This window comes from Streptomyces sp. WP-1 (genome assembly GCF_030450125.1).
GTDB classification, from domain to species: domain Bacteria; phylum Actinomycetota; class Actinomycetes; order Streptomycetales; family Streptomycetaceae; genus Streptomyces; species Streptomyces incarnatus.
This window is the reverse complement of the sequence record NZ_CP123923.1, coordinates 3,148,317-3,169,001: the sequence shown is the minus strand read 5'-3', so window position 1 is coordinate 3,169,001 and position 20,685 is coordinate 3,148,317. Positions and strand designations below refer to the sequence as shown.

The 20,685-nt window shown below is 70.3% G+C and carries 17 protein-coding genes; 8 read left to right on the top strand and 9 right to left on the bottom strand.

The annotated features are described in order from the left end of the window. Nucleotides 1-31 precede the first annotated feature (31 nt). On the top strand, nt 32-658 hold the full coding sequence (locus QHG49_RS13480) for a helix-turn-helix transcriptional regulator (RefSeq protein ID WP_301489836.1): 627 nt from the start codon (nt 32-34) through the stop codon (nt 656-658). Between the two features lie 602 nt (nt 659-1,260). Here QHG49_RS13480 and QHG49_RS13475 read toward each other — a convergent pair. Beyond that, entirely contained in the window at nt 1,261-3,201 is a 1,941-nt protein-coding gene (locus QHG49_RS13475) for a DNA/RNA helicase domain-containing protein (RefSeq protein WP_301489833.1), read from the bottom strand. Nucleotides 3,202-3,506: 305 nt separating this feature from the next. Between QHG49_RS13475 and QHG49_RS13470 the strand changes: the two genes are divergently transcribed. After that, on the top strand, nt 3,507-5,540 hold the full coding sequence (locus QHG49_RS13470; RefSeq protein ID WP_301489831.1) for a thioredoxin domain-containing protein: 2,034 nt from the start codon (nt 3,507-3,509) through the stop codon (nt 5,538-5,540). A gap of 46 nt (nt 5,541-5,586) precedes the next feature. Here the strand turns inward: QHG49_RS13470 and QHG49_RS13465 are convergent, their stop codons facing one another. The 4 genes from QHG49_RS13465 to QHG49_RS13450 all read right to left on the bottom strand — a co-directional run bounded on the left by QHG49_RS13465 (nt 5,587) and on the right by QHG49_RS13450 (nt 8,254). Continuing rightward, nucleotides 5,587-5,931, bottom strand: coding sequence for a hypothetical protein (locus QHG49_RS13465; protein WP_159704488.1), 345 nt, complete (start codon nt 5,929-5,931; stop codon nt 5,587-5,589). 48 nt (nt 5,932-5,979) lie between these two features. Continuing rightward, nucleotides 5,980-6,723, bottom strand: coding sequence for a Mut7-C RNAse domain-containing protein (locus QHG49_RS13460; RefSeq protein WP_301489828.1), 744 nt, complete (start codon nt 6,721-6,723; stop codon nt 5,980-5,982). Nucleotides 6,724-6,756: 33 nt separating this feature from the next. After that, nucleotides 6,757-7,410, bottom strand: coding sequence for a TetR/AcrR family transcriptional regulator (locus QHG49_RS13455; RefSeq protein WP_301489826.1), 654 nt, complete (start codon nt 7,408-7,410; stop codon nt 6,757-6,759). 130 nt (nt 7,411-7,540) lie between these two features. After that, a complete protein-coding gene (locus tag QHG49_RS13450) occupies nt 7,541-8,254 on the bottom strand; it encodes a hemolysin III family protein (RefSeq protein ID WP_085568721.1) in 714 nt (237 codons plus the stop codon). A 288-nt stretch (nt 8,255-8,542) separates the two neighbouring features. Between QHG49_RS13450 and QHG49_RS13445 the strand changes: the two genes are divergently transcribed. Continuing rightward, a complete protein-coding gene (locus tag QHG49_RS13445; RefSeq protein WP_301489823.1) occupies nt 8,543-10,363 on the top strand; it encodes a phosphoenolpyruvate carboxykinase (GTP) in 1,821 nt (606 codons plus the stop codon). A gap of 228 nt (nt 10,364-10,591) precedes the next feature. Here QHG49_RS13445 and QHG49_RS13440 read toward each other — a convergent pair whose 3' ends face one another. Both QHG49_RS13440 and QHG49_RS13435 read right to left on the bottom strand, forming a co-directional pair. Further along, the gene (locus QHG49_RS13440) at nt 10,592-11,011 is read right to left on the bottom strand and encodes a hypothetical protein (protein ID WP_159704497.1); all 420 of its coding nucleotides are present in this window, start codon (nt 11,009-11,011) and stop codon (nt 10,592-10,594) included. A gap of 130 nt (nt 11,012-11,141) precedes the next feature. Further along, a complete protein-coding gene (locus tag QHG49_RS13435; protein ID WP_159704500.1) occupies nt 11,142-12,353 on the bottom strand; it encodes a pyridoxal phosphate-dependent aminotransferase in 1,212 nt (403 codons plus the stop codon). A gap of 870 nt (nt 12,354-13,223) precedes the next feature. Here QHG49_RS13435 and QHG49_RS13430 point away from each other — a divergent pair. Further along, entirely contained in the window at nt 13,224-14,096 is an 873-nt protein-coding gene (locus tag QHG49_RS13430; RefSeq protein ID WP_301489820.1) for a serine protease, read from the top strand. 18 nt (nt 14,097-14,114) lie between these two features. Here QHG49_RS13430 and QHG49_RS13425 read toward each other — a convergent pair whose 3' ends face one another. Continuing rightward, nucleotides 14,115-15,752 (bottom strand): amidohydrolase family protein, encoded by a 1,638-nt coding sequence (locus QHG49_RS13425; RefSeq protein WP_301489818.1) that lies wholly within the window; start codon nt 15,750-15,752, stop codon nt 14,115-14,117. An 80-nt stretch (nt 15,753-15,832) separates the two neighbouring features. Further along, entirely contained in the window at nt 15,833-17,104 is a 1,272-nt protein-coding gene (locus QHG49_RS13420) for an alanine racemase (RefSeq protein ID WP_301489816.1), read from the bottom strand. A gap of 167 nt (nt 17,105-17,271) precedes the next feature. On the opposite strand from QHG49_RS13420, the gene QHG49_RS13415 reads away from it, so the two are divergent. The 4 genes from QHG49_RS13415 (at nt 17,272) to QHG49_RS13400 (ending at nt 20,242) form a co-directional block, all read left to right on the top strand. Further along, nucleotides 17,272-18,369: a sugar kinase gene (locus tag QHG49_RS13415; RefSeq protein WP_370530573.1), complete on the top strand. Its 1,098-nt coding sequence runs from the start codon at nt 17,272-17,274 to the stop codon at nt 18,367-18,369. Further along, complete coding sequence (locus QHG49_RS13410) at nt 18,366-19,127, top strand: IclR family transcriptional regulator (protein ID WP_085566320.1); 762 nt, start codon at nt 18,366-18,368, stop codon at nt 19,125-19,127. Before QHG49_RS13415 ends, QHG49_RS13410 begins: the two co-directional genes overlap by 4 nt. Nucleotides 19,128-19,175: 48 nt before the next feature. Further along, nucleotides 19,176-19,598 carry a RidA family protein gene (locus QHG49_RS13405; protein ID WP_159704515.1) on the top strand — a complete coding sequence of 141 codons (423 nt, stop codon included), beginning with the start codon at nt 19,176-19,178 and terminating at the stop codon, nt 19,596-19,598. 125 nt (nt 19,599-19,723) lie between these two features. After that, a complete protein-coding gene (locus QHG49_RS13400) occupies nt 19,724-20,242 on the top strand; it encodes a hypothetical protein (protein WP_301489808.1) in 519 nt (172 codons plus the stop codon). The last annotated feature ends 443 nt before the right edge of the window (nt 20,243-20,685 follow it).

Genomic DNA, 20,685 nt, shown 5'->3' with positions numbered 1-20,685 from the left:
GTCTCAGGGTTCCCGGGGTTACGGTTTCCGCATGACCGACGGCATGCCCGAGATGACCAGCCTGGACCGCACCGCGCTCTACAAGTCCCTGGGCAACCCCCTGCGTCGCCGGATCCTGGACTACCTCGGCTGGCACGGCGAGGCGAACTCCACGGTGCTGGCTCGCGAACTCGGCGAAAGCTCCGGCACTACCAGCTACCACCTGCGCAAGCTCGCCGAGCAGCGGCTTATCGAGGAGATACCGGAGAAGTCGGGCGGCCGTGAGCGCTGGTGGCGGACACTGCCCTTCCGGCACACCACGCCTGACCCGGTCACGATGACCCCGGAGGAGTGCGCGGCCGCCGCGCAACTCGCCCACCTCAAGATCGAGTTCGACACTGCGCTCTACCACCACGCCCACCAGGAGTACTGCGGCCCCGAGGGCTGGGCCCAGGTTCAGCGTCACGGCACCTGGATGATCCGCGAGGAACTGCTCGCCTTCATGCGCGACTACAAGGTCTTGCTCGACCGCTACGGCCACTCCCGCGAGGAGGCCCCGCAGGGCGCGCGCCCGATGCTCATGTACTACTACGCGGTCCCCGAGCTGACGGAGGACCACCCCACCGAACCAGCCACCGCCGAACCGGGAGAGCGGAACGGTGAACCGACGGGCCTCTGACGCGTCGCCATATCCGCTCCAGCACGCAGCCAGCCCCGTCGACTGGTGACCCTAGTCGGTGGAGGCGTTCGAAAAGGCGCGTAGGAGTGGCGGGCCGGCGCTGCTGAACGTGAGGTAAGGCAAATGCCATTGGATCGGTGCACTTGTTGAACCCGTAAACCCTGACCAGGCGTGACGCTGCGCGATCTTGGAGCCGACGGACGTTTGTGAGCAGGTCGGCCGCCATTCGACGCGATTCAGCAGGAAGCGGACCAGGGGCTGTGCAGGTGCGTCGGAGCGTGCTGCGCCGCCAGCCTGACTGCGTTTCAGCGTATGACCTCGACTGTGCGTTCAGGTTGCGCGGTCGTCCAGGTTCGTGCCGATCCAGGCGCGCACCCGGGTGGCAGCGCGGTCGGGTGACAGCGCGGCCGGAACGCGGGTTCCGAAAGCGTGGTTCCGAGCGGCGGGGAAGGACGGTACGCAGTAGAGCCCCATGCTGTGATCGGGTTCTGCCTTACGCGGAGCCGGCGACATGTTGCCAGCCCCACTCGGAGCTTGCTCCACCTGGTCCGGGCCGAGGTTCGCGGCGAATCCCCCGGCCCGGCAACCAAACGACGGACCGTTCAGAGTCTCCGCACTCCGAGATCGGCGAAGAGCGCCCTAACGGCAGGATCGACGGAATAAAGCACCGTTCCGCGGATGGAACGGGTCATCAGTACGCCGTAGGCGTTGCGCAATGCCCGGGCGAGCTCGGTGTCGTCCTCGATGCGTGACGCCTTGCTCTTCACGTACTCGCGGTGGGCGACCCAAGCCCCGTCCTCCCAGGTGAGGTCGGGGCCCATGATCACGCCGCCCCACTGGTACTCGAGCCCTTGAGCAGTGTGCACGCACCCGATCTGGCCGAAGCCCCCCGGATCAGTCGCCCAGAACTTCCGCTTAGGCACTCCAGGGGTGCTGTGATTGTCGCCGGCGTTCCAGGGGCGTGCCCAGCCGGGATCGGGGCTGACGTCGGGGTGGGTGCCGGTGTCGTCGGTCCAGTCCCAGCACATTCCGGCGCTCATCCGTGCGCTCGCGCCCGTGGGGTCCTTGCTCAGGAGGAATGCCTCCATCTCGGCGGCGCTCTCAGCGTAGCGGAGCTCGAAAGGCTCGGGATCGTCGGTGCCGTCGGGGCGCCATGCGATGGGGTCACCTGCCATGAGCTGGCGGATCCAGGTGTCGTAGGTTGAGCTGCCGACGGCACGCAGCACCCGGTCCAGAGTGATCGGCACGATCTCCACGCGGAGGCTCTGGAGTTCGGCCTTGAGCTTCTCGGGAGACCAGACCTCCTCCGCGAAGAGGCGCTGGTCGCCGTCGATGAAGAAGACCGGCACGCGAGCGCGACTGACGAGCGCAGCCACCGAACTCGGTCCTGTGGACCGCATTGCGAACGAACCGATCATGGGTCGCTCGCTGAGGCGGTGCGCCTCGTCGCAGACGATCAGATCCAGTTCGTCGGGCCCAAGGTTGTCGGCAACCCACTTCACCGTCATGAATGCCTTCCGATGCCCCTTGGCGCCCCGCTTGAAGGTGTCGCGCGAGGCGATGCCGCCGGATACGAAAGCAGCCGAGCGCTTGGCTTCCAGAGCCCCTCCGAGAGCGGTGAGCGCGACGAGCGACTTGCCGCTGCCCGCGCGTCCCTCGATGACGAAGACTTTCTTCACTCCCGGCGAACCGACAGGTTCAACGGCTTCGGCGATCGCCCGGACCGCCCGCAGTTGCTGCTCGATGAGACTGAACCGGGTGTGCCCGTTGACGATTGCTCCGGTCTCGTCAGAGAGCAGGGAAGTCGTGCGCCGACGCTCGAGCAACTTCTGTGCGGCCTCTGCGCCCGAATCGGAGGTGAAATTTGTGAGCAGGAACTTCTCTAGATCCCCTGGCTGCCGCTGAGTGAAAGTGGCGATCCCGGGGCGAGGGGACACCTGGCTGATCCACTGGTGGTCGTCGTGCAGGAGGTTGTGCAGGTAGGCCGCGCCCACCAGGTTGACATAGCGGTCGTCAAACATGCTGTGGTGCCTGCGCAGGTCGTCAATATTCTTATCGACCTGGACGGCGGGGTGCTTGATGTGCTTCTCGTACCCGGAGAACGGCGCGTAGACCAGATCCCTGGCGCACACTTGGCAGAGCATGCCGGTTCCTGAGAGCTTGCAGGACGCACAGAGCCCGGCTGGCTTCGACGGCGTCGGCCGTTCGATGCTGCTCCACTGCTTGAGTTCGATGACCGCGTAGCTGAGCCGTCCTGACGGGTGCTGTCCTGCGAGAACCACGTCGATGTGGTTCATCTGGCCGTCGGCGAGATACTCGATGAACATCCGCACCGAGCCGAGGTCGAGGTTGTCCAGCGTGGCCGCCAGCTCGTAGACGCTTTCACGCCATGCCTTGACGTCTGAAGGCTTCGGTCCCTTGTTGTGCGGGTGCGCGGCGGTGTAGCACTCGCCGATCTTCCGGACCAACTGGTGGCGGTCCCGTACCAGACGCTGTGCGGGCCAGAATGCCTCCAATGGCTTCCAGCCGCCCCCGACTGCCATGCCGTCTGCCCTTCCCGCAGTGAGTGGAAGCTCTTGCGAGCTAGGTCACTTGGAAACTTAGCAGAATCGTATTTTCGCTTTATCTGTACGTCACTGGCTGAGCCTACTCGGTAGCGTTCCCGACGTAGCCGCCGCCCGCGTCCGCGTGCCGCCGGTGCTGTGCACGACGGCCACGCTGTCCGGGCACGCGCAAGCAGGGTGGCTGTGATCATCATGGGATGGCGCGCTGGTGCAAATCAGCCGAGCAGGGCAGAGAGGCTGCGGGTTGAGCCTTCAGGGCCGGGCTGCGTGAGAGGCTGGGCCGTATGAACCGGCTGGCTGGTGTGACCTCGCCTTATCTGCTTCAGCACGCTGACAATCCGGTCGACTGGTGGCCCTGGACACCAGAGGCCTTCGAGGAGGCGCGGCGGCGTGACGCCCCCGTGCTGCTGTCGGTCGGGTACTCCGCGTGCCACTGGTGCCACGTCATGGCCCATGAATCCTTCGAGGATCAGGACACCGCCGACTACCTCAACGACCACTTCGTCAGCGTCAAGGTCGACCGTGAGGAGCGGCCGGACGTCGATGCCGTGTACATGGAGGCGGTGCAGGCGGCCACCGGGCAGGGTGGGTGGCCGATGACCGTGTTTCTCACGCCGGACGCCGAGCCGTTCTACTTCGGCACGTACTTCCCGCCCGAGCCCCGGCACGGGATGCCGTCCTTCCGGCAGGTGCTGGAGGGGGTCCAGCAGGCGTGGAGCACCCGGCGGGACGAGGTCGGGGAGGTCGCCGGGAAGATCGTGCGGGATCTGGCGCAGCGGGAGATCGGCCACCAGGGGACCCGGCCGCCCGGCGAGCAGGAACTCGCCCAGGCGCTGCTCGGGCTGACCCGTGAGTACGACGCGCAGCGCGGCGGATTCGGCGGCGCGCCCAAGTTTCCGCCGTCCATGGTGCTGGAGTTCCTGCTGCGCCACCACGCGCGCACCGGCGCCGAGGGCGCGCTCCAGATGGCGCAGGACACCTGTGAGCGGATGGCCCGTGGCGGTATCTACGATCAACTAGGCGGCGGGTTCGCCCGTTACTCGGTCGATCGTGACTGGCAAGTGCCCCATTTTGAGAAGATGCTTTACGATAACGCCCTTTTGTGCCGGGTGTACGCGCATCTCTGGCGGGCCACCGGGTCCGAACTCGCCCGCCGGGTCGCCCTGGAGACCGCCGACTTCATGGTCCGCGAACTGCGGACGGACGAAGGGGGGTTCGCGTCCGCCCTCGACGCCGACAGCGACGACGGCGAAGGACGGCACGTCGAGGGGGCGTACTACGTCTGGACGCCGGAGCAGCTGACCGGCGTCCTGGGCGAGGCCGACGCCCAGCTCGCCGCGCAGTTCTTCGGGGTCACCGACGAGGGAACCTTCGAGCACGGGCAGTCCGTCCTGCAACTCCCGCAGGACGAGGGCGTGTTCGACGCCGAGAAGATCGCCTCCGTCAAGCGGCGGCTGCTCGGCGCCCGCGCGCTGCGGCCCGCGCCCGGCCGGGACGACAAGGTCGTCGCCGCCTGGAACGGACTCGCGATCGCCGCGCTCGCCGAGACCGGCGCCTACTTCGACCGCCCCGACCTGACCGAGGCCGCCCTCGGCGCCGCCGACCTGCTCGTGCGGGTGCATCTCGACGAGCACGCCCGGCTCGCCCGCACCAGCAAGGACGGCCGGGCCGGCGCCAACTCCGGTGTCCTGGAGGACTACGCGGACGTCGCCGAGGGCTTCCTCGCCCTCGCCTCCGTGACCGGCGAGGGCGTCTGGCTGGACTTCGCCGGACTGCTCGTCGACCATGTGCTCGCCCGCTTCACCGACCCCGCAAGCGGCGCGCTCTACGACACCGCCGCCGACGCCGAACAGCTCATCCGCCGCCCCCAGGACCCCACCGACAACGCCACCCCCTCCGGCTGGTCGGCCGCCGCGGGTGCGCTGCTCGGTTACGCCGCGCAGACCGGATCCGAGGCTCATCGCACCGCCGCCGAGCGGGCGTTGGGCGTCGTAGGGGCCCTCGGGCCGCGCGTGCCCCGGTTCATCGGCTGGGGGCTGGCCGTCGCGGAGGCGCTGCTCGACGGGCCCCGGGAGATCGCGGTCGTCGGCCCGTCCCTCACCGATCCGGCGACAACGTCCCTGCACCGTACGGCACTTCTGGGCACCGCCCCGGGCGCGGTCGTCGCCGTCGGCACCCCGGACAGCGAGGAGTTCCCGCTGCTCGCCGACCGCCCGCTCGTCTCCGGACAGGCGGCCGCCTACGTCTGCCGTAACTTCACCTGCGACGCCCCGACCACCGACCCGGACCGGCTCCGCTCGGCCCTCGAAAGCCCCTGAAGCCGAGCAACCCCCTGAAGCCGAGCAACCCTTTGAACCGGCGGCGTCACGCGCCGCTGAGGATCATCGCCCCCAGCGTGAGCTGCGCGCCCCACTGCACGACCACGGCCCAGGCCCGGGAGTACGTCCCCCGGCCCCTGGGCCAGACCAGTGCCGCGACGCCCGCGGCGAGGGCCAGCCAGAAGGCGGTGTAGAGCGCCGAACCGGGGATGGCCGAGCACCCCTCGCCGTACATCAGGCACGCGGTGCCGCGCTCGCCGGAGAGGACGACCGCCCAGGACAGGACGACGATCGGCAGCAGCAGGACCAGTCCGGCGATCGCCCAGCCGCTGATGAAGCGGTCCTTCTGCCGTGCGGTGAGGGCCACCGGCTGCCCGGTCGTGGTGTTCATGCCCCCATCCCACCGCGCCGCCCCGGCCCCCGGGAGCGGCCCGCCTACTCAACCGCCCTGAGTACTCCCCTGGGTACGCATGCTCAACGCCCGCTCCACGACCGCCTCCAGCTGGCCGTGATGCGCGCCCTTCCAGTACGCGCGCCCGCAGGACACGCACTGCGCGAAGACGTCGTACGACCGCTCGGTGCCGTCCTTGAGCTGGTCGGCGACCTCCTCCTTGGTGGCGGCGCGCAGCAGCCCGTTGCAGGCCGTGCACCGGGTCCAGGGGCGCAGTTCGGGGGCGAAGCGGCCGAGGACGTCCTGGAGTTGTTCCTCCGGCTGGGTGCTGTAGACGTACGCGCCGGCCCACAGCTCGCGCCGCCGCAGCAGCCCCCGGTCGCGGCTGAGCATCACCCGCTGCTCGGCCGCCGAGCACGCCGCCAGCGCCGGATCGCCGATGTCCGTGGACTCGTACGCCGCGTCGACGCCGAGCAGCCGCAGCCGCCGGGCCAGGGTGCCGAGGTGGACGTCGAGGAGGAAGCGGAGCGGGGCGCCGGGAACCCGCTGCGGGCGCGCCACCGCCTGGACGCGGACGCTCTCGCCCGCGCGCGGGATGTGCGAGACCGGTACCTCGCGGCCGTCCACGACCAGCGCGCCGACCTCGGTCAGCGGCACGCCGAGGGACTCGATGACATGGCCGAGTGTCGAGACGCCGTCGGTGCCGAGCGCGGTGGCGCCGGCGCGCCGGGCCGACGGGACGAACAGGTGCAGCTCGGGGGCGACTTCGACGCGGATCTCGGTTCCGTTCACCCCGTCAGCATGGCACGCCGGGAGGGAGCGGTCTCAGTGGTTCTCGGCGCCCGGCGGGCCGTGCCCCAGGACGTCCAGGGTGCGGTCGACCAGGTCCCGCAGATCGTCCCGGTGGCCCTGCTCGGCCCAGTACATGGTGGTCTCCATCAGGCCGCCGATCAGCGACATGGCGTAGACCCGCACCTCCAGGTCACCGGGGTCGCGGCCGGTGCGCTCGGCGACGGCCCGGCACAGCAGGTGACCGGTCACCGACAGACTCTGCATCATCCGTGAGCGCACCGCGGGGACCTGGACCATCAGACGGGCGCGCAGCCGGGAGACCTCCGGTTCGTCCTCCGCCCCGGCCTGGACGGCGCGCCGCAGCACGTACCGGATGGTGTCGGCCCAGGGCTCCTCGGCGGGCCGGCGCCCGATCTCCTCCAGCATGACCGCGTCGAACACGTCGGTGAGGACGATGTCCTCCTTGGCCGGGAAGTACCGGAAGACCGTCGACGGCGACACCTCCGCCCGGTCGGCGATCTGGTCGATCGTCGTGGCGTCGTACCCCTGCTCCTCGATCAGGGCGTACGTCGCCCCGCGGATCGCCTCCCGGGTCTTGACCTTCTTGCGCTCCCGCAGTCCGAGGCGGGGGCCCTCGGAGCGGGCGGGGGAGGGGGAGGTGGTGCTGGTGGGGCGAGCGGCCGTCATGCCGGTCATTCTCCCCGCGTCGTACGACCAGGGTGCACCGAACCTGCCGGGGTGGCGAAGCGGGCGCTCTCCGGGCATGAGAACGGCCACGGCTCGGATGAGCCGTGGCCGCGGGGTGAGCGGGCGGGAGCTACGCGTGCTGGTACGCCACCAGCGAGATCCCCACGTAGTGGACGACGAACGCCGCGAGCGTGAAGGAGTGGAAGACCTCGTGGAAGCCGAACCAGCGCGGTGACGGGTTCGGCCGCTTGAAGCCGTAGACGACGCCGCCCGCGCTGTAGAGCAGCCCGCCGACGACCACCAGGACCAGGACGGCGATGCCGCCGGTGCGCAGGAAGTCGGGCAGGAAGAAGACGGCCGCCCAGCCCATCGCGATGTAGCAGGGCGTGTAGAGCCAGCGCGGGGCGCCGACCCAGAAGACGCGGAAGACGATCCCGGCCGCCGCCGCGGCCCAGATGCCCCACAGCAGCCACTGGCCCTTGGCGCCGGGCAGCAGCAGCATCGTCAGCGGGGTGTAGGTGCCCGCGATGATCAGGAAGATGTTGGCGTGGTCGAGGCGGCGCAGCAGCCCGTCCATCCGCGGGCCCCAGTTGCCCCGGTGGTACAGCGCGCTGACGCCGAACAGCAGGCAGGCCGTGAGGACGTAGATCCCGCAGGCGATGCGCCCTCTGGTCGAGTCGGCGAGGGCGGTGAGCACGAGTCCCGCGATGAGTACGGCCGGGAACATGCCGAGGTGCAGCCAGCCGCGCAGCCTCGGTTTGATCGGGTGGGGAAGGGAGAGCGCCAGGGGACCGCGGCCGCCGGCCGGCGTGTCGTTGGGCGCGTCGGGGACGGACGCAGTCATGCGCCGCATGGTACCTACGCCTCCGTAAATCGGATGTGAGGGGCGTGCCTTGGTCGGGTGAGCGCAAAAAGAAGTTCAGCTGAAATCCAGACAGACGCAAAGAACATGCAAACGCCGCTGGAAGCGTGGCTCACCTCACCTCGCTCACCTGTGAGACCCCCTGGACAGATGGGCACTCCGGGCGGATGATCAAATGAGTGCAGTCGGCACCGGATGAGCGACAGCGAAGCATCCGGGTCGCAGCCCCCACGGGGCGACAAGGACAAAATCCCTCACTTAGGAGCAACCGTGGCGCGCGACAACTCGGCTCCCAGCGTTCCCACCCGCCACCAGGAACTGATCTCGTGGGTCAACGAGATCGCCGAACTGACGCAGCCGGACAACGTGGTCTGGTGTGACGGATCCGAGGCCGAGTACGAGCGCCTGTGCGAGGAGCTCGTGACCAAGGGCACCTTCAAGAAGCTCGACCCGGTCAAGCGCCCGCACTCCTACCTCGCCGCCTCCGACCCGACCGACGTCGCGCGCGTCGAGGACCGCACCTTCATCTGCTCCGAGAAGGAGGAGGACGCGGGCCCGACCAACAACTGGAAGGCCCCCGCCGAGATGCGGGAGATCTTCGCCGGCGACAAGGGACTGTTCCGCGGCTCCATGCGCGGCCGCACCCTGTACGTCGTCCCGTTCTGCATGGGCCCCCTCGGCTCCCCGCTGTCCGCGCTCGGCGTCGAGATCACCGACTCCGCCTACGTCGCCGTCTCCATGCGCACCATGACGCGCATGGGCCAGGCCGTCCTGGACGAGCTGGGCGAGGACGGCTTCTTCGTCAAGGCCGTCCACTCCGTGGGCGCCCCGCTGGAGGCGGGCCAGGCCGACGTGCCGTGGCCGTGCAGCCAGACCAAGTTCATCTCCCACTTCCCCGAGGCGCGCGAGATCTGGTCGTACGGGTCGGGCTACGGCGGCAACGCCCTGCTCGGCAAGAAGTGCTACGCGCTGCGCATCGCCTCCGTCATGGCCCGTGACGAGGGCTGGCTCGCCGAGCACATGCTGATCCTCAAGCTCACCCCGCCGCAGGGCGAGTCCAAGTACGTGGCCGCCGCGTTCCCGAGCGCCTGCGGCAAGACCAACCTCGCCATGCTGGAGCCCACCGTCTCCGGCTGGACCGTGGAGACCATCGGCGACGACATCGCCTGGATGCGCTTCGGCGAGGACGGCCGCCTGTACGCGATCAACCCCGAGGCGGGCTTCTTCGGTGTCGCGCCCGGCACCGGCGAGCACACCAACGCCAACGCGATGAAGACCCTGTGGGGCAACGCCGTCTTCACCAACGTGGCGCTCACCGACGACGGCGACGTCTGGTGGGAGGGCATGACCGAGGAGACCCCGGCGCACCTGACCGACTGGAAGGGCAACGACTGGACGCCGGACAGCGAGACCCCGGCCGCCCACCCCAACGCCCGCTTCACCGTGCCGGCTTCGCAGTGCCCGATCATCGCGCCCGAGTGGGAGGACCCCAAGGGCGTGCCGATCTCCGCGATCCTCTTCGGCGGCCGCCGCGCCAGCGCGGTGCCGCTGGTCACCGAGTCCTTCGACTGGGACCACGGCGTCTTCCTCGGCGCCAACGTGGCCTCCGAGAAGACCGCCGCGGCCGAGGGCAAGGTCGGCGAGCTGCGCCGCGACCCGTTCGCCATGCTGCCGTTCTGCGGCTACAACATGGGCGACTACATGGCGCACTGGATCAACGTGGCCAAGGACAAGGACCAGTCCAAGCTGCCGAAGATCTACTACGTCAACTGGTTCCGCAAGAACGACGAGGGCAAGTTCGTCTGGCCCGGCTTCGGTGAGAACTCCCGCGTCCTGAAGTGGATCGTGGAGCGCCTGGACGGCAAGGCCGCGGGCGTCGAGACCCCGATCGGTGTGCTGCCGACCAAGGACGCGCTGGACACCGACGGCCTCGAACTGTCCGACTCCGACCTCGACTTCCTGCTCACGGTCGACAAGGAGGTCTGGCGCGAGGAGGCCGCGCTGGTGCCCGGCCACCTCGACACCTTCGGTGAGCACACCCCGAAGGAGCTGTGGGACCAGTACCGCGCGCTGGTGGAGCGCCTGGGCTGAGCCCCGAGAAGCTCCGCGGCCGGTCCGACTAGCCCTGACCAGCAATAGTCGTCACGAAGGCCGGCCGCGGAAACCCGCGCGGGGCCCCGCACAACGGCGTGCGGGGCCCTCGGGCGTTCCTGAACGCCGGGTGAGGGGCCGGCCCGGCAGCGCGACGCGTGAGTGAGGGCACCCGGTCCGCGCGTCGCTGCGGGTGCGCGCGGACCGGGGCCGATCAGGGGGCCGGGATCAGCCGGTGGTGGTGAGTTCCCTCGGGTCGGCGGCCAGCGCGGCCGCGTGCGCGTCCATCCGCTCGGCGGCCAGGATCGCCACCGCGGTGTCCGCGCGGGAGGCGGCGACCACCAGGGCGCGCCCGGCCAGGGCATGGGCGCGGCGGTGCAGGGCCACCGGATCCCCGGGGTCGGCACCCGGCGTCGCCCGCAGCGGCTTGCCGCCGCGCAGCCGGCACACCTGCGCCACCAGCCGGTCCGCGGCCGCGTCCAGGTCGGCCGAGGGGGCCCGCGCGCGCAGCTCGTCGGTGACCGCGAGCAGTGCCGACAGATGCCCGGCGAGCTGGATGTCCAGCTCCTCCTCGCGCGACCGGTGGGGGAAGTCGGAGGTGCCGGCCATCGTGCTGTGGACCGACTTGGTGCGGATCGGTTCGTACATGGAACGGCCTCCTGTGCTCTGACAGGAAACCATCCTAGCTTGGATTTCGTCTAAAGTTGAGCCGGGTCACGGATTGAAGCCCGTCGACTACGGACCGCCGTACCGGAGCGCCGTACCGGAGGGGCCCGGTCTACGGCTGCCCGTACCCGTCCAGGAAGGTCCCGATCCGCGTCACCGCGTCCTTGAGGTCCCCGACGCTCGGCAGGGTGACCACGCGGAAGTGGTCCGGCTCGGGCCAGTTGAAGCCCGTACCCTGCACCACCATGATCTTCTCCTGGCGCAGCAGATCGAGGACCATCTGCCGGTCGTCCCGGATCTTGAACACCTGCGGGTCGAGCCGCGGGAAGAGGTACAGCGCGCCCTTCGGCCGCACACAGCTCACGCCCGGGATCTGCGTCAGCAGCTCGTACGCCGTGTCCATCTGCTCCTTCAGCCGGCCGCCCGGCAGCACCAGGTCCTGGATCGTCTGGCGTCCGCTCAGCGCGGCGACCACGCCGTGCTGCCCCGGCATGTTGGCGCACAGCCGCATGTTCGCCAGGATCGTCAGACCCTCGATGTACGAGTCGGCGTGGGCGCGCGGGCCGGAGATCGACATCCAGCCCACCCGGTAACCGGCCACCCGGTACGCCTTCGACATGCCGTTGAAGGTCAGTGTCAGCAGATCGGGGGCGATCTTGGCGGTCGGGGTGTGCGTGGCGCCGTCGTACAGGATCTTGTCGTAGATCTCGTCGGAGCAGACCAGCAGATTGTGGCGGCGGGCGATGTCCGTCAGCCCCTTGAGCATGGCCTCGTCGTAGACCGCGCCCGTGGGGTTGTTCGGGTTGATGATGACGATCGCCTTGGTGCGGTCGCTGACCTTGCGCTCGATGTCGGCGAGGTCGGGCATCCAGTCGGACTGCTCGTCGCACCGGTAGTGCACCGGTGTGCCGCCGGACAGGGAGACCGCGGCCGTCCACAGCGGATAGTCCGGCGCCGGTACGAGGACCTCGTCGCCGTCGTCCAGCAGGCCCTGCATCGCCATCACGATCAGCTCGGAGACGCCGTTGCCGATGAAGACGTGCTCGACGTCCGTGTCGATGCCGAGGGTCTGGTTGTGCATGACGACCGCGCGCCGGGCGGCGAGCAGTCCCTTGGCGTCGCCGTACCCGTGGGCCGTGGAGACGTTGCGGAGGATGTCCTCCAGGATCTCCGGCGGGCACTCGAAGCCGAACGCCGCGGGGTTGCCCGTGTTCAGCTTGAGGATGCGGTGACCCGCCGCCTCCAGCCGCATGGCCTCCTCGAGAACCGGGCCCCGGATCTCGTAACAGACGTTGGCGAGCTTGGTCGACTGGATCACCTGCATACGCGCGAGCTTAGGGCGCCGCAGCCGCTCATGGGTGGTGTTTTCCACCACGCGAGACGGGGTTTTGCCCCGGATCGCCCCCGCGGCGGCCGGGACACCCCGGCGCCTCCCCGGAATCCACCGCCGTGTCCGGCGAACGTGAGTACGAGCCGGAGGGGCCCGGCGCGGGGGCGGCGCCCTGTTTCCCGCCGCCGCGTACGGCCTGGCGGAACGTGTACGACGGCACGCGGGGGCCGCCCCCGGGCCCAAGGCCGTCGATCACCAGCCCGGTCCCGGCCCTGTGGCACCCGGTACCCGATGCCTCACCCCGATCGGGCTTCGGTGCGGGCCGGGCCGAGCGCCGTCGGCGGAGCGCTCGGGGGCACCGAGGCGGTCGCCCTGATCGCCGGTGTGACGGGACGGCCGGTGTGACGGGACGGCCGGTGTGACGGGATGGCCGGTGTGACGGGATGGCCGGTCTGACGGCCTCAGGTCTCCCGGCCGGGTCCCGGCATCGGAAGGGCGGCCATGCCGACACCACGGCGAGCGCGGGCACGGCCGACGCCGGGGGCCCGGTTGCAGCGACCCCCTCGGCGACCGACCCGGCGCCCGCGCCACCCCCGGCACCCGCGCCCGGCACCTCCGCCCCGACACCCACCCCGCACCTCCCACCCGGCGTCAGCGCCCACGGCCACGGCGGACCACCCACTGACCCCTCCTCAAGTCGGCCGGAAATCGGCAGAGTTGATCACAGGCGTCGCACAGGGAAACCCCTACGACCTGATCCCGCTTCTTGTTCCCGTCCCCTCGCTGCACAGAGAATGCGCATGACAACACAGCGGGCGACCGGAAATCCCTCCGGTCGCTCCCGTCGTAAGAGGGGACCCCCACATGAACAAGCCTCTCCTCGCCGCGCTGTCCGCCCTGGCCCTGGCCGGGCTGGGCGCGGCTCCCGCGGTCGCCGCCCCACTCACCGCGGCCCCCGCCGCGCACGTCGACTCCCCGGCGCCCAAGGCGAAGAAGCCCGCCGTCACCGTCAACTTCGCCGGCACCGTCTCGCTCAGCGACTGCTCCGGCTCCGTCATCCGCTTCCCCAACTCCGCCGACAGCGACCCGGCGCTGGTGCTGTCCAACGGCCACTGCCTGGAGACCGGCTTCCCCGACCCCGGTGAGGTCATCACCGGCCAGTCCTCCGGCCGCACCTTCGGCCTGCTGAACGCGAGCGGCAGCAAGATAGCCACCCTGCGCGCCAACCAGGTCGTCTACTCCACGATGACCGACACGGACGTCACGATCTACCGCCTCACCAGCACCTACGCGCAGATCAAGAGCTCCTACGGCATCAGCCCGCTCACCCTCAGCGACACCCACCCGACTGCGGGCACCGCCATCAAGGTCGTCTCCGGGTACTGGAAGAAGACCTACAGCTGCAACATCGACGGCTTCGTCAACCAGCTGAAGGAGGGCGACTGGACCTGGAAGGACTCGGTCCGCTACACCTCCAGCTGCAACACCATCGGCGGCACCTCCGGCTCCCCGGTCATCGACACCAGCACCGGCAAGGTCGTCGCCGTCAACAACACGGGCAACGAGGACGGCGAGCGCTGCACCGTCAACAACCCGTGCGAGGTGGACGCGAACGGCAACGTCACCGTCCACGAGGGCACCAACTACGCCGAGGAGACGTACGGGATCCCGGCCTGCTTCACCACCGGCAACAAGCTGAACCTCGGCGCGGCCGGCTGCACCCTGCCCAAGCCGTAAGACACGGGGGTACGACGCTCACCTCGGCGTCGGCACCGGCGTCCGGCGGACGGACCGTCCCGCGAGGACATCCGTCCGCCTGCCGTCCTCGATGACGAAGCGGCCGTCGACGAGGACGTACGGAATACCCGTCGGCAGCGTCCGGGGCGCCTCGAAGGTGGCGCCGGACGCGACCGTCCCCGGGTCGAACAGCACCAGATCCGCCCGGTACCCCTCGCGCACCAGGCCCCGGTCCGGCAACCGCAGCCGGGCCGCGGGCCGCGCGGTGAGGCGCGCGACGCACTCCTCCAGCGACAGCACGCCCAACTCCCGCACGTAGTGGCCCAGATAGCGCGGGAAGGTGCCGTACGCCCGCGGGTGCGGCTTCGCACCGCGCAGGATGCCGTCGGAGCCCCCGGTGTGGGCGCGGTGCCGCATCAGGGCACGCACATTGTCCTCATGGCCGACGTGCTGGAGAACGGTCGTACCGAGCCGGTCCTCGATCAGCAGCCCCCGGACGACCTCCCACGGCGACCGGGCCCCCTCCGCCGCCAACTCCCTTACGGTGCGCCCCACATACGCGCCGAGCGCCGGGTCGGCCACCCCGGAGACCTCGACCGTCTCCCACTCCACCGGCACACCGTGGCAGCCGTCCGAGCCGGTCACCTCCAGCTCCCGCCGGACGCGCTCGGCCGTCGCCGGGTCCGCGAGCCGGGCCAGCACCTGTGCCGGGCCGCCCTCGCCCGCCCAACTCGGCAGCAGCGCCGCCAGGGTGGTGCAGCCGGGCGTGTACGGGTACGTGTCGAACGTGATGTCCGCGCCCGCGTCCAGCGCGTGGTCGAACAGGGCCGTCAGCTCATCGGCGCGCCCCTCGTTCACCCCGAAGTTCATGGTGGCGTGCGCCAGATGCAGCGGGCAGCCCGCCGCCCGGGCCAGCGCGACCATCTCGGCGTAGGCGTCCAGCGCGCCGGCGCCGTAGGACCGGTGGTGCGGGCAGTAGTAGCCGCCGTACGACGCCACCACCCGGCACAGCTCGGTCAGTTCGGCGTCGTCCGCGTACATACCGGGGGTGTAGGTGAGCCCCGAGGACAGCCCGACAGCCCCCTGCGCCAGCCCCTGCGCCACCAACTCCCGCATACGGCGCAGCTCTTCGGCGGTCGCGGGCCGGTCCTCCCACCCCATGACGAGCGCCCGGACCGTGCCCTGCGGAATGAGATAGGCGGCGTTCACGGCGATCCCGCGCCCCTCGAACCCGTGGTCCAGCCGGTCGAGGTACTCCCCGACCGTGCGCCAGCCGAAGTCGATGTCCTCGCCGTACCCGTTCCACCCGGCGATCGCCCGGCGCACCTCGGCCAGCGTCCGCTCGTCCACCGGCGCGTACGACAGCCCGTCCTGGCCGATCACTTCCAGGGTGACCCCCTGCGCGGCCTTCGCGCTGTGCTCGGGGTCGCGGAGCAGCGCGAGGTCGGAGTGCGCGTGCATGTCGATGAACCCGGGGGCCAGCACCAGCCCCCCGGCATCCAACTCCCGCGTCGCTCGCGGCCGTTGGCAACCGGCTGCCGCGGCCTCCTTGACGATGGAGACGATCCGCCCGCCGTCGACGACCACATCGGCCCGGTACGACGGCTCGCCACTGCCGTCGACCACCTCGGCGTCCCGCACGACCAGGTCTTCCACGCCGGCCTCCCGACCGCTCCAGAACCTCGCCCGCCCCAGCTGCCCCGCTCCGGCTTTCCCGCTCCGGCAGCTCTCCCGCTCTAGAAATAGGTGCGGAGGTAGTCGACCACCGTCCCGTCCGCCTCCGCCACCGGGATGAGCTGCCACTTCTCGAAGACCGTGCACGGATGCGACAGGCCGAAGCCGATCCAGTCGCCCACCCGGAGATCCGCGTCGGCTCCGGTACGCAGCCACAGATGCTGGTCGGACAGCGCGGTCACCTCGATCCCGGCCGCCGGCCGCTCGGCACCCTCCCGGCGCACCACCCGCGCCACCGGCGGATCGAGGTCGTACGAGACATCCCGCTTCCCCGCGTTCACGAACGCCTCCGTCGCCGACGGCCGCGAGACCACCTGCGCCCACAGCCGGAACGCGGGCTCCAGCGCGCCCTCCTCGGGCACCCGGTTGAACGGGGTCAGCTCGCTGTAGTGCACATCGTCGTGCGAGACGTACGCACCGGAGCGCAGCAGCTTGAGCACGGGGCGGGACAGCGCGGGGATCCCGGCGAAGACCTCGGCGACGACATCGAACCACTCGCTGCCACCGGCGCTCACGACGATCTCGTCGGCGCCCTCGAACAGCCCGTCCCGGTCGAACTCGACGGCGAGGGCGACGAGTCGCTCCAGCCAGGCACGCACCCGCTCCGGATCGGCGTCCGGCACCTGGGCCTCGTAGCCCGCCACACCGACGAGCCGCAGCGCCCGCGCCCGCCCGGCGGCCTCGGCGACCGCCCGCGCGTCCGCCGCCGTCCGCACACCGGTACGGGCCCGCTCGCCCGCGCCCAGCTCCACGACCACGTCCACCGGCCGGGCGGCCCCCGCGAGGGCCGCGTCCATCAGCTCCACACCGCGCACCGAGTCGACATAGCAGACGAAACGGAAACCGGGGTCGGCGGCGAGCTCACCGGCGAGCCAGCGCAGGGCCGCTGCGTCCACCAGCTCATTGGCGAGAAAGACCCGCTGGACGCCGAACTCCCGCGCCACGCGCACCTGATGGGGCACGGCCAGGGTGATGCCCCACGCGCCGTGCCCGATCTGGCGCCGGAACAGCTGCGGCGCCATGGAGGTCTTGCCGTGCGGCGCGAACGCCAGGCCGTGGCGGGCGGTGTACGTCTCCATGAGCGCGAGGTTGTGCGCGAGGCGCTCGGCGGACAGGACGAGCAGGGGGGTGGTGAATCCGCCGTCCGCGTCGAACAGGTTGCGCCGCTGGGAGGCCAGCTCCCGGACGGTGAGACCGCGGGCGTCCGGCGGAAGGCCCTTGAAACGGTGGTCGACCCGTTCCTCGGCCAGCCGGTCGAGCGCTTCGGTGTCCATGAGAGCCCTTCTTCGTCCGGCGCGTGCCCATGCCGTTGCATTCTGTGCAACGTTCATTGCATGCAGTGCTCACTGCTGTCTAGCATCTCGCCGACAACGGGTCAACGGAGTGATGCCGCCGGCGCTTGGGGGGTACGAGAGTGGACGTCGTCGCGCTGGGCGAATCCATGGTCACCTTCGTCCCCACCCGCCCCGGCCCCCTGGCCGACGTGCCCACCTTCTCCCGCGCCGTCGGCGGTGCGGAGTCCAACGTGGCCTGCGCGATGGCGGCGCTCGGCCACTCGGCCCGCTGGGTGAGCAGGGTGGGCGCGGACGGGTTCGGGGAGTGCGTGGTGGCGGGGGTCGCGGAGTACGGGGTGGACGTCTCGACCGTCCACCGCGACCCGTCCCGGCCGACCGGCGTCTACTTCCGCACGGCGGCGGACCGGGGGTCGGGGGCGCACGAGGTGGCGTACTACCGGGCCGGTTCGGCGGCCTCGGCGATGTCTCCGGCGAACGTGGACATGCGGGCGGTACGGGACTGCCGGATCCTGCATCTGTCGGGGATCACGGCGGCCCTGTCGGCGGACTGCCACGACCTCCTCCACCGACTGACGGCCCCGGCCGCCTCCCGCCCCCTGATCTCCTTCGACATCAACTACCGCCCGGCTCTGTGGCGGGAAGAAGACGCCGCCCGAACCCTGCTGGAGCTGGCCCGCCGGGCGGACATCGTCTTCGTGGGCGAGGACGAGGCGGCGGAGGTGTGGGGGGTGACGGGCGGACCGGGGGCGATCAGGGGCGTACTGCCGGAGCCGGAGGTGCTGGTGGTGAAACAGGGGGAGAGGGGCGCGACGGCCTTTCGCCAAGCCGCCGGGGGTACCCCCTCTGAGGGAGGCACTCCGTCAGCGCCGAGTCGCGCGACCGGCCCGCGGCCCGCCCCAGCACAGGGCACCTCTGAGCCGACCGTCACCGTAAACGCCGTGACCGAGGGCACTTTCGAGCCGAGCCCCACCGTCACCGCCGTATCCACCATCGGCGCCGGAGACTCCTTCGCCGCCGGCTACCTCTCCGCCACCCTCCGCTCCCTCCCCCTCCGCCGACGCCTCCGCCACGGCCACCTCCTCGCCGCCGCCACCCTCACCACCCCCACCGACCTCGCCCCACCCCCCACCCGCGCCCACGCCGACCACCTCGCCGCCCTGGACGACGCCGCATGGGGGAGACTGCGACTCGCCCCCGGCTGGACGCAGACCGCGTGGGCCCCCGAGGAGGCCAGCACCCCATGAGCCAGACCGTCGACCGCGCCCTGAGCATCCTGCCGCTGCTCGCCGAGGGCCCCGCCGACCTCGGCCGCGTCGCCGACCGCCTCGGCGTCCACAAGTCCACCGCGCTGCGCCTCCTGCGCACCCTGCACGAACACGGCCTGGTCTACCGCCAGTCCGACCACCGCTACCGCCTCGGCGCCCGCCTCTTCGCCCTCGCCCAGGAGGCGATGGAGAACCTGGACGTCCGTGAGATCGCCCACCCCCACCTCGTACGGCTGAACGAGCAGTGCGGCCACACCGTCCACCTCGCCGTGTACGACGACCCCGAGGTCCTCTACATCGACAAGGTCGACAGCCGCTACCCGGTGCGCATGTACTCCCGCATCGGCAGGCCGGTCGCCCTCACCGTGGCCGCCGTCGCGAAACTCCTCCTCGCCGACCTCCCCGAGCCCGAACGCCGGGCCGTCGCGGAGAAGCTCGACTACCCCTCGTACACCCCCCGTTCGACCCCGAACGCCGACGCCTACCTCCAGGAACTGGCCAAGGTCCGCGAACAGGGCTGGGCCACCGACCTCGGCGGCCACGAGGAGTCCATCAACTGCGTCGCCGCCCCCATCCGCGGCGCCGAGGGCCGGGTGGCCGCCGCGATGTCGGTGTCCGCCCCGAACGTGGTCGTCACGGCCGACGAACTCCTCGCCCTCCTCCCGCTGGTCCGCCGCACGGCGGACGCGATCAGCGCGGAGTACTCCGGTAGAACCCCGGTGACGGAACACCCGTAACACCTGTAACGCCCGTACTGCTCGCCACCCCCACGAAGGAACCGCCCGATGGACAAGATCGCCCTGACCCCGAAGACCCACACCACCCCGCCCGCGAAGTTCTCGCACGGAGTGCGCAAGGGCAACATCCTCCAAGTCGCGGGCCAGGTCGGCTTCCTGCCCGCCGAGGAGGGCAAGCCCCCGGCCCCGGCCGGGCCCACCCTGCGCGAGCAGACGCTCCAGACCCTCGACAACGTCAGGTCGATCCTGGAGGAGGGCGGCGCGAGCTGGGACGACGTGATGATGCTCCGCGTCTACCTCACGGACGTGAACCACTTCGCCGAGATGAACGACATCTACAACGCCTACTTCGAGGCCCAGGCCCTCACCCAGCCGCCCGCCGCCCGTACGACCGTCTACGTCGGCCTTCCGCCCGGCCTGCTGATCGAGATCGACGCGCTCGCCGTGCTCGATTCCCCCGGAGCGGCCTGAGTCGCCGGCGCGACGCGCGGGCTGACTGGTTCCGGCACAGGGAAGTCGTCCATACTGCCGCCGTGGAGCAGCGCATAGGATCAGGCAGCAATCCGTTGAACACCGAAGCGTTGAAGGCGGAAGCGGTGAAGGCCGAGCCCGTGGCGGGCGCCGGCTTCGACCCGGCCTTCATCCCGGGCATCACGGCCCCGGCGGCGCCCTTGGCGAAGCAGGAGGAGCCGGGAGAGCCGAAGGAACCGGAGACCGAGGCGCCGGACGGTTCCGCCGAGCCGACGAAGCCCAAGGGCACTGAAGCGGCCGAGGGCGCCGAGGAGGCCGAGGAAGGCGACACGGCCGAGGACGAGCCGGCGGCGCCCGCCGACGGCCCGGTCTTCGAGGCCGCCGACCGCCGCGCCAAGATAGTGGCCGACCACAAGGGCGTCCGCCTCAGCCTGGACGAGGAGGCCTGCGAGTTCAAGTGGGCCGAGATCGCCGCGGTGGAGTCGGAGTCCCCCCGCTTCGGCAAGCGCTACACCATCACGGTGCACACCCCGGACCGCCGCTGGTACCCGATCGAGATCGAGGCCACGTCCCGCTCCCGCTTCAAGGAATGGGACGAGAAGCTGGACGCGGTCCTGGACGCCTACTTCGAAGACGGCGCCTGACCGACCCCCGCTCTCCACGAGCCGGCTCCCCGGGAGCCGGCTCCTTCATCCATGGCCGGCCCCGGCGGGGCGTTCGAGGGCGGTCAGAGGCCCCGAGAACTTCTGATAAAGTTTGGTTCGCCGCAAGGGAAACGCGAGAGCGAGAACCGGAAGGCACCGAGGAAATCGGATCGGAAAGATCTGATAGAGTCGGAAACACGAAGGGAAGCCCGGAGGAAAGCCCGAGAGGGTGAGTACAAAGGAAGCGACCGTTCCTTGAGAACTCAACAGCGTGCCAAAAGTCAACGCCAGATATGTTGATACCCCGTCTCCGGTCATCACGACCGGGACGTGGTTCCTTTGAAATAAACACAGCGAGGACGCTGTGAACGGTCGGACTATTCCTCCGACCGTTCCGCTCTCCAATGTGTCACCGGCTGAAATATTTTTCGGCCGAGTAAACA

Bases quoted from the DNA above. Each gene is read 5' to 3' on its own strand.
- QHG49_RS13480 (WP_301489836.1), top strand. From the start codon at position 32: ATGACCGACGGCATGCCCGAGATGACCAGCCTGGACCGCACCGCGCTC.
- QHG49_RS13475 (WP_301489833.1), bottom strand. From the start codon at position 3,201: ATGGCAGTCGGGGGCGGCTGGAAGCCATTGGAGGCATTCTGGCCCGCA.
- QHG49_RS13470 (WP_301489831.1), top strand. From the start codon at position 3,507: ATGAACCGGCTGGCTGGTGTGACCTCGCCTTATCTGCTTCAGCACGCT.
- QHG49_RS13465 (WP_159704488.1), bottom strand. From the start codon at position 5,931: ATGAACACCACGACCGGGCAGCCGGTGGCCCTCACCGCACGGCAGAAG.
- QHG49_RS13455 (WP_301489826.1), bottom strand. From the start codon at position 7,410: ATGACGGCCGCTCGCCCCACCAGCACCACCTCCCCCTCCCCCGCCCGC.
- QHG49_RS13450 (WP_085568721.1), bottom strand. From the start codon at position 8,254: ATGACTGCGTCCGTCCCCGACGCGCCCAACGACACGCCGGCCGGCGGC.
- QHG49_RS13440 (WP_159704497.1), bottom strand. From the start codon at position 11,011: ATGTACGAACCGATCCGCACCAAGTCGGTCCACAGCACGATGGCCGGC.
- QHG49_RS13435 (WP_159704500.1), bottom strand. From the start codon at position 12,353: ATGCAGGTGATCCAGTCGACCAAGCTCGCCAACGTCTGTTACGAGATC.
- QHG49_RS13430 (WP_301489820.1), top strand. From the start codon at position 13,224: ATGAACAAGCCTCTCCTCGCCGCGCTGTCCGCCCTGGCCCTGGCCGGG.
- QHG49_RS13420 (WP_301489816.1), bottom strand. From the start codon at position 17,104: ATGGACACCGAAGCGCTCGACCGGCTGGCCGAGGAACGGGTCGACCAC.
- QHG49_RS13415 (WP_370530573.1), top strand. From the start codon at position 17,272: ATGGTCACCTTCGTCCCCACCCGCCCCGGCCCCCTGGCCGACGTGCCC.
- QHG49_RS13410 (WP_085566320.1), top strand. From the start codon at position 18,366: ATGAGCCAGACCGTCGACCGCGCCCTGAGCATCCTGCCGCTGCTCGCC.
- QHG49_RS13405 (WP_159704515.1), top strand. From the start codon at position 19,176: ATGGACAAGATCGCCCTGACCCCGAAGACCCACACCACCCCGCCCGCG.